Genomic DNA, 15,495 nt, shown 5'->3' with positions numbered 1-15,495 from the left:
CCTATCTGGCACTGCTTTGCTGACAATTTGTAACGGGCAACTTTGACGAAACAAAAAAACGCACTCAAAATAGTTGCTAATAGAAGTTGCTTTTTGTATTTGCCCTATTTATTGCGTTTATCACTCGCAATAAAGAAATAAACGAAGGTTTTATGATTAAAACAAGCAAAAAGTCTAAAACACAAAGCAATCCTGACGACAATATATTCGGCAGGATTTCGAATTAGCGAACTCATCAATTTAAAAATTAAAGATATTGACTCCGAAAGAAAGCAAATCAGAATAGAGCAAGGTAAAGGGAAAAAAGACCGCTATACATTGCTCTCTATCAAAACCCTTGACTTATTGCGATCTTATTTTAAAGAATACAAACCCAAAGAGTGGTTATTTGAAGGGCAAGAAGGCGGGCCGTATTCGACAAGAAGCATACAGGCATTTTTTCAAGAAGTTTGTAAAAAAGCTGGGATAAAAAAGAAAGTAAGCGTTCATACTTTGCGCCATAGTTTTGCAACTCATCTATTGGAAAACGGGACAGATTTGCGCTACATACAGGTATTGTTGGGACACGAAAGCTCTAAAACCACAGAAGTATATACTCACGTAACCACCAAAGGTTTCGACCAAATAAAAAGTCCGTTAGATAGTTTGGATATATAATGTTCAATGTTTAACTTTGTCTGTGTTTTAGAATGTCCTGTTTATCAGAATATTAAAACCAAAGTTTACTCTTTCTAAAATGACAATTTATTGTTTTTGGGAGTTGACAAACTCTACGGATAAGGCGGAAATAAACGCAAGTTTGGAATTGTTTACACTAAAGTTGCGTTTATACAGATGTTACCGGCAAGGCTAAACAGACAGACTACAAACATTAAACAAATAATATAATGGCAACACAACAGACAAAAAACGGCATCGTTGGACTTGGGTTCATGAAAAATATTCGGACTTTCATTGCCGAATTACAGGCACATTTGACAGGCACTACGCAGACTGTTAATCAGACTGTGCTTGACAAATTAGTTAATGAGCAAATTCAAAATAACACCATCCGTTACTTAAATAAATTCGGCTTCCCAAACGACAGAGACGGTAGTAACTTGACAAAAGCGAACGCTACATACATTCTGTTTTCTACGGGGTATAAAAATGCAGATGGACACGACATTCTTGGATGGTTTTACAGACAACGCATTGACCAAAATTATTCAGGTGTGGACTTTGGGACATTTAAGGAATTTAAAGAAGAAGTAAAGGATAAGACTTCGTTCCGAATGGGAGATTTTTCGTTTGAAAATTGGAACGATGGTTACGCATTTCTTGAAGACCTTGCCGACAATACAATTCCTGAAAAATGGACTTATCATTATCACAAATCAGGCATTCCTCATCCAATCCTTAAGGCTTATATTGAAAACATATTTGAAAAACTGAAAAGAGAACCTGGGAAAATTCTTGTAGGTGACGACAAGAAGTATATGGTGTTTAACTCAAATTTGCTTGATAAGTATTTTCACGAAATATTTATCGTTTCGGAAGTAATTGTAGATGATGACGAAACAACATTTCGTAATCCATTTAGATTAAAAAGCTTGACTGACTTAATTAAGCTCGGTTTTAAAGTCAATGGCACTCAAATAAAAAACTTAGACCAACTACCCCAAAAGCCTTCTTTTTTCAACGACATCAATGAAGTGATTTTTCAAACAAGTTGGATAATTGACCGCAGCTTCGAAAAATTTGAACACATAATTGAAGAAAGGAAAGACCGTTTTCCTGCTGACTACCAATCAAAGAAAAATGATGAACTTGCAAGAGCCTTAGATAATGCAATTAACTATGCAGTCGCAATTGCACAGCGTAACTATAAGTTCATTGTTCCCCAGTATAGACCGCAGGACAATAAAATTCAATTGTTAATGCCAATTTATTTAAGCGGTTCATTTACTGAGAAACCTGACTTTGCATTAATTCTTGACCCAGACACAACAAATCAAATTTATTTACCGCAGACAATTTTACCACTTGACGCAGCATATCAAAACGCAAGACTAATTGCTAAACCTGATGAATATTGGTTAAATCCTGACAAAATTTAAAAGCCCAGCCGGTAACAGGCGTTTGGCACAATGGCGGGTGAAGTGGTTAATTGAACATTCTACCTCGCATCAACATTTGTGGTGTATTGACAGTTTTGTGCTCCGAAATCCGCCACTGCGCCAAGCGCCAAAACGTTGGCAGTAATGCTACTACACCGCACACCATTGACTGACAAGTGAACAACTTTCTGACATTTCAGAGCGACCGAGACGACTTTTTAATTAAATTTGGAACCTAACGACAGAGAGAAATAATGGAAGAAAATACAACTATAAATAATTTGGTTTTAGAGGACTTAGTCGGCTATATTTCAAAAAATGGAGTTCAACGGAGCATTAAACCCGTTTACAAAACGGACGATTTTGCTCTTTACAATGACGACAGTTTAGAAGTAATGAGTCGTTTCCCCGACAATTACCTCGATATGATTTTTGCTGACCCACCCTATATGCTTTCAAATGACGGTTTCACTTGCCAAAACGGACGAATGGTAAGCGTAAACAAAGGCAAGTGGGACAAATCAAATGGATTTGAAGACGATTTAAACTTCCACGAAACTTGGATCAAAGAGTGCAAACGGGTTCTAAAACCCGAAGGAACAATTTGGATTAGCGGAACATACCACAGTATTTATCAGTGCGGATTTTTACTTCAAAAACTTGGATTTCATCTTCTAAACGATATTACTTGGTTCAAGCCAAATGCTTCGCCCAATCTTTCATGTCGCTTTTTCACAGCATCTCACGAGACAATTTTGTGGGCACGCAAAGACAAAAAAGCAAAACATTACTTCAACTATGAAGCAATGAAAAACGGTCGTTTTCCAGAAGACAACATTAAAAAACCAGACTTGCAAATGCGTAGCGTTTGGAGTATTCCGACACCTGCACCAAGCGAGAAAGAATTTGGGAAACATCCGACACAAAAACCTTTAGCATTACTCAAACGAATTGTTTTAGCATCAACAAAACCGGGCGATATCATTTTTGATCCATTCAATGGAGGCGGAACAACCGGAATTGCTTCAACAATAATCGGTGAGAGAAAATACATCGGTTGCGATTTAAACAAAGATTATATTGACTTAACGATTAAACGCTATGATGCGTTAAAAGCAAACAAAGGATTATTTGAATAATGGTAACGAGAGTAATAGCAATTCGCAATCTTGAAAAATTTATTGGGCAAGACTTATCAGAATTAGCGAAGCAATACGGCATAACAACATATAAGGACGGTAAACAAAATAAAGGTTGGAAAGGCTTGACTTTAGAACATTTAGCAGGACTTTCTAACGACAACAAACAAGCACCAAACGGACTTGGATTTGAACTAAAATCAACTGCATTTTACAAAGTAAAAGGCGAATGGACACCCAAAGAAACATTTGCTATTACCATGATAAATCCACAAAATTTAATTGACACACCATTTTTCAAAAGTCATTGTTGGGAGAAATTGAAATCACTTGTTTATTGTGCAGTTTCTTGGAACGGCAAACACAATGAAAAATCTGAGTTGCTAAAAGTTCAATCATTTGACTTTTTAGAGAGTGATACATTGATACAAGAGATTCAAGCCGACTATGAATTCATTCGTAACAAATTAAAAACGAAAGGTTTTGCAGCATTGACAGGCAAAGACTGCAAATGGATACAAGCAAGAACTAAAGGTGCGGGACACGGTTCGACAAGCAGAGCATTTTACGCAAGGAAAGCGTTGATAAAGGAAATTATCAAGCTGTAAGAAGAAGCACTACTGCCAACATCGGTAACTGTTGCACAACTACTCAAAAACCACTAAATCCCCGATTTTTAAGAAATTTGCATTCAAATTAAAGGCATCTGCTAATTAGTCGTCTAACCGGTCTTAATAAAGCAACCTGGAGCAGAAATAGCTTTGGAAGGGTTGTTTGCAGATTAAGTTTGGCATAACCAGACAAAAAACATGTTTTACCGGCATAAGTCGGCATATTTATCAGTGCTTGAAGGGCTTGTGTCTTGATATTTGGTTTTTTGCGTTCAAATTTCAGATATTTTTTTAGGTTGTAGGTGAGGGCAGCCATCAGAACGTGTTTGTTGGCTTGTTCCATTCCCCGAGTGTTAACCCGTTTCATACTATGATAGTTAATCAAGGTTCCCAATACGGGTTCTACAGTAGCACTCCGGCGTTTGACTAACCTGCGATGATACGATTTATTATTAGTCAGTTTTTGGTGCATTTTGTCATACAATGGCTTGTGTATCGAGTCGTCTATCTTCTTAAATTTGGTGTTACTGCCTATACAGAGTTCTCTTAATGGGCAATTTTTGCAAACGGTTTCACTGCTTCGGTAGGTTTTCTTTTCGTAGCCCTTACTATCTATATGTTGTTTCTTCATGGGCAGTATGGCTTTGTTACCGCCCTCCCGTATGCATTCATATTGGTCTTTTTCCTGGTTATACACAAACCCTTCCCGTTCCGGTTTGTATTGTCCAAAGTTCGGTATCCAGGCATCTATCTTTTTTTCTTCTAAATACTGCAATGCTTCTCCGCTACTGTAGCCGGCATCGGCTACTATCTGGTCTATTTGTAACTCATTATCTTGAAGATTGAGAATGGTTTGGTCTAAAATTTCGTGAAGAATAGCACTGTCTCTACTTCCGGCTGTACTTGCACAGGCACCTGTAATGACATGGTGGGCATCATCTACCGCCAACTGCCCCGAATAGTTGAGTTGTCGGGCTTTGCCCGGCTTTACGCTTATTTTTGCATCAGGGTCGGTAGGCGAATAATGAGTGTGGTTACTCAAAAACTTGGGGCGAATGGGTTGACCATCTTCATCTACTCTTTCGCTATTGGTATTACCCGGCATAGATTTGTAAGTTTCCTTTTTCCAGGCATGATGTTGTTCTACTATCTTTTTGCGCCCACTGGTAACTTTGTTTTCGCTGTTTTCTTCCAATTCATTCACATAAGCCGAGGCATCCTCTAATACTTCTTTCTCCACCAAACTATCCATACTCGCGTTAGCTTTCATAAATGCGCTGTCAATACATTGCCGTTTACCGCGCACCATACCTTTATTGATGCACATTTTCAGCACTTTTTGAAACAGAGATAAAAATATCTCCTCCCCATATAGTTGTCGGGTGCGGCTGATGGTGCTGTGCCATGGTAAATCTTCGTCTAAGTCATACTTTAGAAATAATCGAATACTTAAACTATCACTGCAAAAAGCAATGAGTTTGCGATCGGAGTTGATATTGTTTAGATACCCAACTAATAGTATTTTGAAAAATACTACAGGATCTATTGACTGCTGACCTTCACTACCATAATAAGGTGCTGTAGCCGGATAGAGAAAACCCAAATCAAGATTTTCATCTAGTTTCCGATAGAAGTTATCTACCGGAACCAAGTCATTTATATTGACTTGATAGTATAATTTGGCTTGTAATTTTTGATGTCCTTGCATTCATAAAGATACAATGTTTTATGCGTTTTTCAAAATTTATTGATAAAAATGAAGCAATTTTGTGTATATTGTTGCTTTTGTTTATCTTTGAGTTGCGCAACAAGCACATCGGTTTTGCGTCAGGCGGGGTGACGTGCTTCTATTGACAATTTTGTGTATAATTGAAGTGCGGTTCTTCGTATCGAGTGTAGTGCTAAAAAGCCCGCCCGAACGCAAAGCCGAAAAACGTCAGCCTGTGAAAAAACTGCCAACAAATATACAATAATATTCTAAAAAGTAACAAAAAATGCGTAATTTTATGCTATGGCATACTTACAAGGAACACCCCGCCTGCAGATGCAAATAGTCTGTTTGGAGAGCGACATCAGAGCTGATAACCCGGTTCGGTTTATTGACGCATTTGTTGAACATCTGGATTTATTAAAATTGGGTTTTGGAAGTACAAACATTAAAGCCAGAAGGGAGACCACCTTTTGAGACCTCTTTGTTTCTGAAAATATATTTATACGGCTATTTAAATGGCATCCGCAGCAGCCGGAAGCTCGAAAAAGAGTGTATCCGCAATATAGAAATGCAGTGGCTTTGTCACAGTTTGGTGCCTAACTACCACAGCATTGCCGATTTTCGCAAAGACAATCCGGATGCGTTGCGCAAAACCTTTAAGTTGTTTTTGCTTTTTTTGAAAGATGCCGAATTGGTGAGTGGTGAAACAATTGCTATAGACGGCACAAAGATTAGGGCGAACAACAGCAAAAAAAATAACTACAACCCGAAGAAGATAGAGCGTCACTTAGCCTACATTTCACGTCAAACGGAGCAATACATAGCAGAATTAGAGCAAAACGACCAAAGCGACCGTCAAGCTGAGATAAAGCAGATACAAGAGAAAATCAATCGCCTGCAAGCCGGCAAGCTGAAATACGAAGCGTTGGCATCCCAAATAGAGAAAACAGGCGCTACACAAGTGAGTACGACTGATACAGATGCCCGTTCCTTGCTCATTCATGGTCAGGTGGTAGAGGTAGCCTATAATATACAAACAGCAGTGGATAGTAAACATAGCCTTGTGGTGGCAACCCATACGATCAACCAAAACGACAGAAATGCCCTTAGTGGCATAGCCACCGAAGCAAAAGAAAACTTACAATTGGAAAACACGACCATTTTAGCCGACAAAGGCTACCACAATGCCCGGCAACTAAGCGAGTGCAAAGAAGCCGGCATCACCACCATCGTTGCCCAACAGGAAACGGTAAACAGCAACGCACACGGCACCACTGAAGCCTACTTGGTCACTCAGTTCACCTACAACCAGGAAACAGACACCTACACTTGTCCGCAAGGCGAAACGCTTTCGACCAAAGGCAGATGGCACAACAAAGCAAGAGATTACACCCCCTACAAGTTTAAAAAATATAGAACCTCTGCTTGCAAAAACTGCCTGGTAAAACACCTCTGTACCGGCAGGCAAAAGGGGGTAGGGAAATAGAACGCAGCGAATTTGCCGAAGTAGTAGCCCAAAACAGCGAACGCTATCAAACCCAAAAGCACAATACCGCAAACGGCAGGAAATCAACGAACATATTTTTGGAACTATCAAACGGCAATGGAACTACTACTACACCAACCTCCAGGGTTATCAAAAGTAAACGGAGAACACAGTTTGATTTTGTTGGTCTATAACATCAAACGCACTATCAACATACTTGGGATGGAAGAACTATTGATAAAGCTCAAAAATTGGCAGCCCGACTATCCAAAGTAGTCTTGTTTGCTCAAAAAAACGACTTTTATATTGCCTCTCAGCACTCTTTTTCATTTTGAACAAAAGTTGTAACCTCAAAAACATCTCCGCTCCAATCAAAAGTATAGGCTTTGGGGATTATTCTATAGCCAGTTTTTATGAGAGTTTTTGCAAAAAAACAAGTTTTTTCACAGCCTGACGTTGCCTGCCATTTTGAAAGACCAACAACAAAACAAAACTTAATGACAACAGAAGTAACAATAAATTCACTAATGCCCGAACTACAAAAAAAGGGCTATTCAAATCCACTTAATACAACTTACATGGGTATTGACTTTGGAACATCTACCACCGTTGTAAGTGTTGCTAAACTTGGCGGAACTGTACCAATTCAGACTTTTGCGTTAAACATTAACCAAATTATTCCACCACATAATTCGGGATATTCTGCGGATAAAGTACCTTCCGTAATTGCTTGGTACAACGACACTTTATATGTAGGAAAAGGTGCAGCAGACTTAAAATATACCCTTGCAGAAGGAAAAAATGTTTGGTTTTCTTTCAAAATGAAATTAGGAGAAGATTTAGGCAACCAGTATTATAAAAGTGATTTAAATGAGAAAACCCAATACAAAATTTTAACGCCCAAAGATGCTGCAAAGGTTTTTTTTCAATTTCTCAAAAAAGAGATAGATAATTATATTTCAAAAAATAACCTTTCACGAAATATAAAATATGCTGTTAGCATACCTGCATCTTTTGAGGCTAATCAAAGAAAAGATTTGATAGAGGCATTAGAGTATGCAGGCATTCCTGTTGATAATCAATGTTTGATTGATGAGCCAAATGCAGCGTTTTTGAGTTACATAGTGGAAACCAATACAAATCCAAATAACACAAAGTTGTTTGTACCTGAAAATGATAGATTGCATATTTTAGTTTTTGATTTTGGTGCAGGAACTTGCGACATTTCAATTTTAGAAATAGAGAACGAATTAGGGCTAAAATCTAAAAATCTATCTATTTCACGTTTTGAAAAATTAGGCGGAGATGATATTGATAGGCTTATTGCTTACCAAGTCTTATTGCCACAACTTTACCAAGAAAACGGAATTAAAGATAAAGAACTTAAAACCCCAGATATTACAAAACGCATTATTCCTAAGTTGCTTAAAGCAGCCGAAGAACTAAAAATTGCTATTTGTAAGAGTGTATCAAGTGAAAGCATTAGTTCTAATTTGCCATTAGTTGCAGGAAGTTCAAACTTTGTAACATTAGGAAATCCTATAAATATTGCTTTGCCCAAAAGAAAATTAGTGCTTTCACAGCCGAAAATGTCTTACCAACAGTTTAAAGAAGTGATGACAACCTTTTTGAGTACAAACAGTAAAAAGGTGTCTTACCAAGATGAAGACGATTTTATTAGCATTTTTAATCCAATTCAGTCAGCCTTAAAAAAAGCAGAACTTGATAAAGAGGAGATAGATTACGTTTTGCTAATTGGGGGAAGTGCTAAAAATCCGTATGTGCAAGATGCACTTCGTCAATACTTTGATGAAAGTGAATTGATTATTCCGTATGATTTGCAAACTCATGTATCGGCAGGGGCAGCCATTCATTCTTTACTTTTCAATGGTTTTGGCAAAAATGTAATTCAACCAATTACAAGTGAGCCAATTATGATAGTTACCAAGAATTTTCAAATGCGAACTTTGGTAAAGGAAGGCACGCCTATTCCTTGTGATAATTTTATCATTGATGATTTAGTACCACAACGAGAAGGACAAAAAACCTTAGAAATTCCGATTTGCGTATCTGATACAAGCAAAATTCTACAAATAATCACGTTTGAAAGTCCTACAAACGAAGGTTTTAGATTTAACACACCTATCAAAGTAGAGTGTCATATTACACCCGATAAACTCTTGCACATTTCAGCAACTGTAAATTACCAAACAGTAAAGGTAAAACCTGTAAATCCATATGCTAACCGTTCTCTACGTACAGAGGAACGAATAGTAAAAGAGGCAGAAAAACAGTTTAATGATGCAACCTATAAAAATGGCGGAAAACCTACTTATCAAGCCGCTATGAATTTACACGAGGCATACATCAAAGCAAACAATCCGTTACGAGCAGCAGAAACTTTGGAAAGTGTGCAAGAGATGTTTCCCGATAAAGACAACCTAAATAATATAGGTTATTATTATGGAAAAGCGGGATATAAAGACAAAGAGATTGAGTATTACGAAAAGAACTTAGAAAAAAATGCTACACCCGTTGCAGCATTTAACTTGGCTGTAAATATCCGTTATCAAGACAAAAACAGATATGAGCAGTTAATGGAACAATCTCTAAAAATGGATAGTGAATATCCTTATACCTTGCACCACTACGGTGAATACCTTATGAATAAGGGCGAAAGTCGTGGAAAAGAAATGGTACAAAAAGCCTTTGACATTTTCAAAAGACGTTTTGATAACGGAAATCTGAAAATTGAGGATTATCACCGCCTTGCGGACTGTGCCAATATTTTAGGAAACCGAGAATTTGCCCAGCAAGTCCGTCAGAAAGAAAAAGACAACCGTACTTCTGAAAAAGACTTGATAAACTCAGGCAACTTGGTTGCGAACAAAGAAAATAATTCACTTTCAAAAATCTAATTTCCTATGAAGTGGTTTAAAGAATATGCAGAACTTGACCCAGAGCAACGTGATTTCGTTGATAGCAAGTTTAGCGAAAATAAAAATTATTGGATACAAGGACACGCAGGCAGCGGAAAGTCTGTATTACTTGTTCATTCACTTATAAAAGCATACAATAAAAACCCAAACTTAAAGGTTTGCTTTGTGCTTTATACCCACGCCTTAATTGATATGATTAAGACAGGTATTCCTTCTGAACTCAAATCAAAAGTTGAAGTAATGACTTATTTTCAATTTCAAAAATCATCAAAAACTTATGATTTGATTTTGGTTGATGAAGTGCAAGACTTGCCCGCAAATGTGGTTAAAGAACTAAAAAGACGTTCAAGCAGGGTAATTAGTGCAGGTGATATGAACCAATCAATTTATGAAGGCACAGTTTCGCCAAGTGAAATTGAAAATTTGCTAAATGCTCAAACATTTGTACTTAAAATAATTCATAGGCTTACTAAAACCTTGAAAAAGATTGCGTCATTTTTCAAAAGTGATGTTTTAGGAGCAAAAGAAGATTGGAATAAAAAAGATGTTCAGGTAATTATAGGCAAAGCAAGACCTTTTAGTGCTGATGAATTTGAATTTGTTTGGAGGAAAGCAAAATTACAGGCTTCAAATTCAAATAGCCCGACAGTAGTTTTGTTGCCATTTCATAGTTCTATCGTTAAGTTTATGAACTTTGTTTTAAGTCACGAAAACAAACCGACACTTGACGAAAGTATGAATGATAATGAAGCCCGAAATAAGCATCTTGATAAACACAATGTTAAGTTAGAGTACATTGGTAACGGTTTTGGCTCATTGGATAACGCAGTAGGAAAGAACAAAGTAATGGTGATGACTTACCATAGTTCAAAGGGGTTGGACTTTAAAAATGTGTTTATTCCTAATTTGTATGGAGGTATGACTATTTGGAAAGATAGTGAGGAAATGTCAAAAACACTTTTCTTTGTGGCGATTACAAGGAGTAGAGAAAATTTATATCTAACTTACGCAGCAAACAGTCCCCACAAATACGTTGCTTTGGTGCAAGGAGAATGTAGAGTAAAGGACATTTCTGAACTTCTTGAAGAAGTCAAAAAAGAAGAAAATCTATTTAGTGGTTCGTCTTCCGTAGATGATGACGATATTGCTTTCTAATAATTTAAAAATTATAAACAATGCAAACGACTGTAATTGTTCCGATATACAAAAATCAGTTAGTTACTCTCTATCGTCAGGGCTTTAATACGATAGACAGTAGCCGAATTATTTTTGCCAAACTTGAAAACTACCTACCAGAAATTCCCGAAGGAATTTTACCAAGTAAACTTCCTGTATTTGAGGAAGACTTTGAGGTATTGCTCATTGAGTTTGATTTAAGTTTTTCCACTCAAATAATTCAAAATAAAGTTGTTACTTTTCCTAATCTTGAACAACCTTTGGAAATAAGTTTCCAAGATATTAAAAGGATTTACCCACTTTCAGAAAGAGGGGCAAAATCTCTGAATTTGGGAGAGGGTATAAAACTTGAAAAACCTATTTTCGAGAAGGAAGTCAAAAAAGTAGAACAGAGTTTTAAATTGAAAGGATATTTTCAAGGAGGGTTTGCTTTGCTTAAAATTTTGGGGTTAGAAAATTCATTGATTAAGCAATATGAACAGAGTTTAAAAGACACTTTTGTTGAGGCTTATAACTTTCGCAGTAACCCCAAAGTAAAAGCAGGTGATATGCCTAAGACGACTAATAATCTTTTAAAGGTACTTTGCTATGAAAGATATGGCGGCATTATACCTGAAAATGATTTAGGGTTTCTTTGTGATACAGGTTTTTTATTTGCCCAAACACAAAGTGATAAAGTAAAATCAGCAACAGATAGTCAGTTTGTAGTTGCCTTAATTAAGGGTAATGAAACAGATTTTAAACACCTTGAATTTTCACAGATTATAAACTTGCTTGATAGCAAATATTTGAAAGTTAAAGAAGGAATGAAAAGTGCAAATTTTCAGTTTGCAACTTATCTTTTTTACTTTAAGATACGGGCAGTTTTAAATGAAGGAAAACAAGTATCTGAAACTTCTCTACCACAAATAGTACAAAATTTCAAAGATACTGATTACAAAAATAATCTTATTACAGCAATTTGGTTAGCAGGTTCTTTCTTTGGGTTTAGTAGGTTCTTTTCAGAATTTGACAAAGAAAAGCCTGAAAACAAAACCAGCAAAAAAACTAACAAGTTGGAGCAAGAACAGACAACTATTCCAAGTAAAATGAACTCTGATAAAGTTTCAGAAATTGAACAAGTTGCTAAAACCCAGCATTCCAAAAAACTTGCTAAAAATGCAGTTACGGAAGTGCCAGAACCGTTTAAAGAAGTCATTGACAAAAACAACAAAGAAGTTCAACTTGAAATAACTAATCCCGAACAAACAACGACACCCAATTTAGACAACAAAGACGGTTTGTTTTCAGAAACAAAAGAAGAACAAACACCGAAAGAATAAAAACGGCAGGCAACATTGCATTTGTGGCAAGGCGGGCAGAAGTGCTAAAATGAACTTTTATGCTTTCTATTGGCTTTTGTGTGTGTGGAAACGGTAGTGCTACTAAGCCCGCCCTGCACAAATGCTTTTCCGTTACCTGCCATTTTAGGACGACCGTGCACCAATGAAAGATTGTGAATAAAATGCAGACTTTTATAAACGAAAAACAAAGAATAAAAAGTAACTTTCGAAATTTAAATATGACAACAGAAATGCATCCATTTGAAAGAGTTTTATCAGTTTCAACAGAGGACATTGAACTTGAACTTAGAGGTATTACAGAAATAACTTGGGCAGACTTTTGGCTCAACCCAAGAAAACTGCGTGGAAGCGACTTCTTAATGAGGTGGTCGCAAGGTGTATGGAGTGAAAAACGCTTAATAGACGCAGTTAACAATACAGGCAAATTTTATGCTATCGCATACGGTCCAAGTGGCACAGCACCGACAGACGATGTAAGAGCATTTGAATTATACTTTGAACGTTTAGAAGCTGCGGGACTTGGCAACATCAAACGCCCCGACCTTTTAGTTTTCAGAAACTCTGACAGAAAATTTGTAGATGATTTTTTAAATCAAATCGGTGGAGAAGAAGAACTCCCTTTTATAACGGAAGACAAATTACAACCCCTTGTTCAAAAAGCAATCATTGCAGTAGAATGCGAAAACTCGTTATGGGTTGCAGAGAAAATGCCCGACTACAATACCCCAATGAAAGCCCAAAAGCGACTTGGCGGTAAAATTGGACTTGCAAAAACTGCGGTTCTGCCGACTGTAATTATTAAAGAGGAAGACCGTATTCCGCTTAATAAATGGCAAGATGAAAATAAAATTCCAATTCACGTTTGGCACGTTTTCTTTGACAGAGCTTATGGACTTTCTTTTGATGAAGCACAACGCTTAGTTTCAGAAGGACTAATTCTCCCAACTGAACAAGTTTTTCAAGCACCAGGTGGTGCAACTACAAAAAAAGTCATCTATAAGTATTATTATCATTATGTCTATCCGCTTGGCGTAGCAAGCGAAAAACCTCAATTAATCCCTGCGTTCATTGAGGATAAAAACGGACACATTTTGCCGTATGTGAAATTTGAAGGTGGTTCTTTAACGATAGCTGACGAAGCAATTAACGTTTTAAACCAACTCTAATGGGAAAATTAAAATCACATCAGAAACTGCCAACGGAATGGAACGAAAGAGAAATTCTTCGTGACAAAGGTCAGTTTTGGACACCGAGTTGGGTTGCGGAGGCAATGGTTGCTTATGTGTTAGAAAACACAGACTTAATTTTTGACCCTGCAACAGGCAGAGGAGCATTTTATGAAGCATTGTTAATGCTTAACAATCAAAATGTTTCCTTTTTTGGGACAGATATTGACGCTGAAGTTTTATCAGATGAGATTTACAACAAAGAAAAGTGCTTTGTTGAGGACAGGGATTTCATTAAAAATCCACCGAATAGAAAGTTCAAAGCAATCGTTGCGAATCCACCTTACATAAGGCATCACAGAATTGATGAAGAAACTAAATTACTTCTCAAGAAAATAGCGACATCAATAACAGGAAATTCAATAGACGGAAGAGCGGGGTATCACATTTATTTTCTAATTCAAGCATTAAATCTTTTAGAGCAGGAGGGAAAACTTGCTTTCATAATGCCAGCGGACACTTGTGAGGGAAAATTTGCCAAGAACTTGTGGAAATACATTTCGGAAAAATTTTGCATTGAATGTGTAGTTACATTTGATGAAAGGGCTACGCCCTTTCCAAATGTTGATACCAATGCAATTATTTTCATGATTAAGAATAGTAAGCCGCAAAAAACATTAAAATGGATTAAAGCCAATCAAGCATACTCTGACGACTTATTGAAACTTGTAACTTCTAATTTCAAATTAAAGGAGTTTGACAGTTTAGAAATAACTACTCGTCAACTAAAAGAGGGTCTAACAACAGGTTTATCACGACCTGAACAAAATCATAATGGGTTTAAATTCCATTTGAACGATTTTGCAAATGTTATGAGAGGCATAGCGACAGGTTCAAATGAATTTTTCTTTTTGACAGCCCAGCAGGTTAAAGAGATTGGTATCCCCAAGGAATTTCTAAAACGTGCTGTTGGAAGAACAAAGGACGCAACGGAAAGTATTTTGACTTTGAAAGATGTTGAAGCATTGGAAAAAGAAAACCGCCCGACATTTTTGCTCTCTATAAACGGACAAGAAAATTATCCAAAATCAATTAAGGACTATTTGAAAGTTGGTGAAAAAATGGGACTTCCTTCTCGTTCACTAATTCAGCAAAGAAAGCCTTGGTATAAAATGGAACAACGTAAAGTGCCACCATTGTTGTTTGCTTATCTCGGCAGACGAAATACACGGTTTATTAAAAACGAAGCAGGCGCATTACCATTGACAGGTTTTCTTTGTGTTTACCCAATCTATGACGACCAAGAATATATTGACAACCTTTGGAAAGCATTAAATCATCCAAACACGTTAGATAATTTAAAACTCGTTGGTAAAAGCTACGGTTCAGGAGCTATAAAAGTTGAGCCGGGTAATCTCAACAAACTTCCAATACCAGAACACATTGTTGCACTATTTAACTTGCAACGACCATACAAAAACGCTGACGGACAACTTGAGATTTTTCGTGAACCAAAGACAAAATTTGGGACGACAAAAAGAAAAACGGAAGGTAACAACGGTAACTGTTGCAAAACTACTCAAAAACCACTAAATACCTGATATTTTAGAAAGTTGCTTTCAAGTTAAAAGATTCTGTTGATCTGTGGACTTATTAGTCTTGATCATGCCTTGGAGCAGAAATAGCTTTAGAAGGGTTGTTTGCAGATTAGGATTGGCATATACAGGTAAAAAACTTGTTTTATCCGTATGTGTCGATATATTCATCGGTGTTGGAAGGAATTGTGTAAGTATATAGAGTGTTTTACCCCTAAATTCAGGTATCT

The 15,495-nt window shown here is 36.9% G+C and carries 9 protein-coding genes and 2 pseudogenes; 10 read left to right on the top strand and 1 reads right to left on the bottom strand.

The features are described from left to right. Positions 1–189 precede the first annotated feature (189 nt). The 4 genes from IPM47_15475 (at position 190) to IPM47_15460 (ending at position 3,846) form a co-directional block, all read left to right on the top strand. Positions 190–657 (top strand): tyrosine-type recombinase/integrase, encoded by a 468-nt coding sequence (locus tag IPM47_15475; GenBank protein ID QQS31498.1) that lies wholly within the window; start codon positions 190–192, stop codon positions 655–657. A gap of 230 nt (positions 658–887) precedes the next feature. Continuing rightward, positions 888–2,099 (top strand): DUF3825 domain-containing protein, encoded by a 1,212-nt coding sequence (locus tag IPM47_15470; protein QQS28249.1) that lies wholly within the window; start codon positions 888–890, stop codon positions 2,097–2,099. Positions 2,100–2,353: 254 nt separating this feature from the next. Continuing rightward, positions 2,354–3,238: a site-specific DNA-methyltransferase gene (locus IPM47_15465; protein QQS28248.1), complete on the top strand. Its 885-nt coding sequence runs from the start codon at positions 2,354–2,356 to the stop codon at positions 3,236–3,238. Next, positions 3,238–3,846, top strand: coding sequence for a hypothetical protein (locus IPM47_15460; GenBank protein QQS28247.1), 609 nt, complete (start codon positions 3,238–3,240; stop codon positions 3,844–3,846). The genes IPM47_15465 and IPM47_15460 overlap by 1 nt, the downstream gene beginning before the upstream one ends. A gap of 262 nt (positions 3,847–4,108) precedes the next feature. On the opposite strand, the pseudogene IPM47_15455 reads toward IPM47_15460, so the two are convergent. Continuing rightward, positions 4,109–5,557 (bottom strand): annotated as a pseudogene (locus IPM47_15455) (IS1182 family transposase). Positions 5,558–5,860: 303 nt separating this feature from the next. Between IPM47_15455 and IPM47_15450 the strand changes: the two are divergent. The 6 genes and pseudogenes from IPM47_15450 (at position 5,861) to IPM47_15425 (ending at position 15,271) form a co-directional block, all read left to right on the top strand. Further along, positions 5,861–7,322 (top strand): annotated as a pseudogene (locus IPM47_15450) (IS1182 family transposase). A 137-nt stretch (positions 7,323–7,459) separates the two neighbouring features. After that, on the top strand, positions 7,460–9,964 hold the full coding sequence (locus tag IPM47_15445) for an Hsp70 family protein (GenBank protein QQS28246.1): 2,505 nt from the start codon (positions 7,460–7,462) through the stop codon (positions 9,962–9,964). Positions 9,965–9,970: 6 nt separating this feature from the next. Beyond that, the gene (locus IPM47_15440; protein ID QQS28245.1) at positions 9,971–11,140 is read left to right on the top strand and encodes an AAA family ATPase; all 1,170 of its coding nucleotides are present in this window, start codon (positions 9,971–9,973) and stop codon (positions 11,138–11,140) included. Between the two features lie 20 nt (positions 11,141–11,160). Next, on the top strand, positions 11,161–12,483 hold the full coding sequence (locus IPM47_15435; protein ID QQS28244.1) for a hypothetical protein: 1,323 nt from the start codon (positions 11,161–11,163) through the stop codon (positions 12,481–12,483). A 239-nt stretch (positions 12,484–12,722) separates the two neighbouring features. Beyond that, positions 12,723–13,670: an AccI family restriction endonuclease gene (locus IPM47_15430; GenBank protein ID QQS31497.1), complete on the top strand. Its 948-nt coding sequence runs from the start codon at positions 12,723–12,725 to the stop codon at positions 13,668–13,670. Further along, entirely contained in the window at positions 13,670–15,271 is a 1,602-nt protein-coding gene (locus IPM47_15425; GenBank protein QQS28243.1) for an SAM-dependent DNA methyltransferase, read from the top strand. Before IPM47_15430 ends, IPM47_15425 begins: the two co-directional genes overlap by 1 nt. Positions 15,272–15,495 lie beyond the last annotated feature (224 nt).

It is taken from the genome of Sphingobacteriales bacterium (genome assembly GCA_016700115.1).
In the GTDB taxonomy this organism is placed as follows: domain Bacteria; phylum Bacteroidota; class Bacteroidia; order Chitinophagales; family UBA2359; genus UBA2359.
This window is presented reverse-complemented; position numbering and strand designations above follow the sequence as displayed.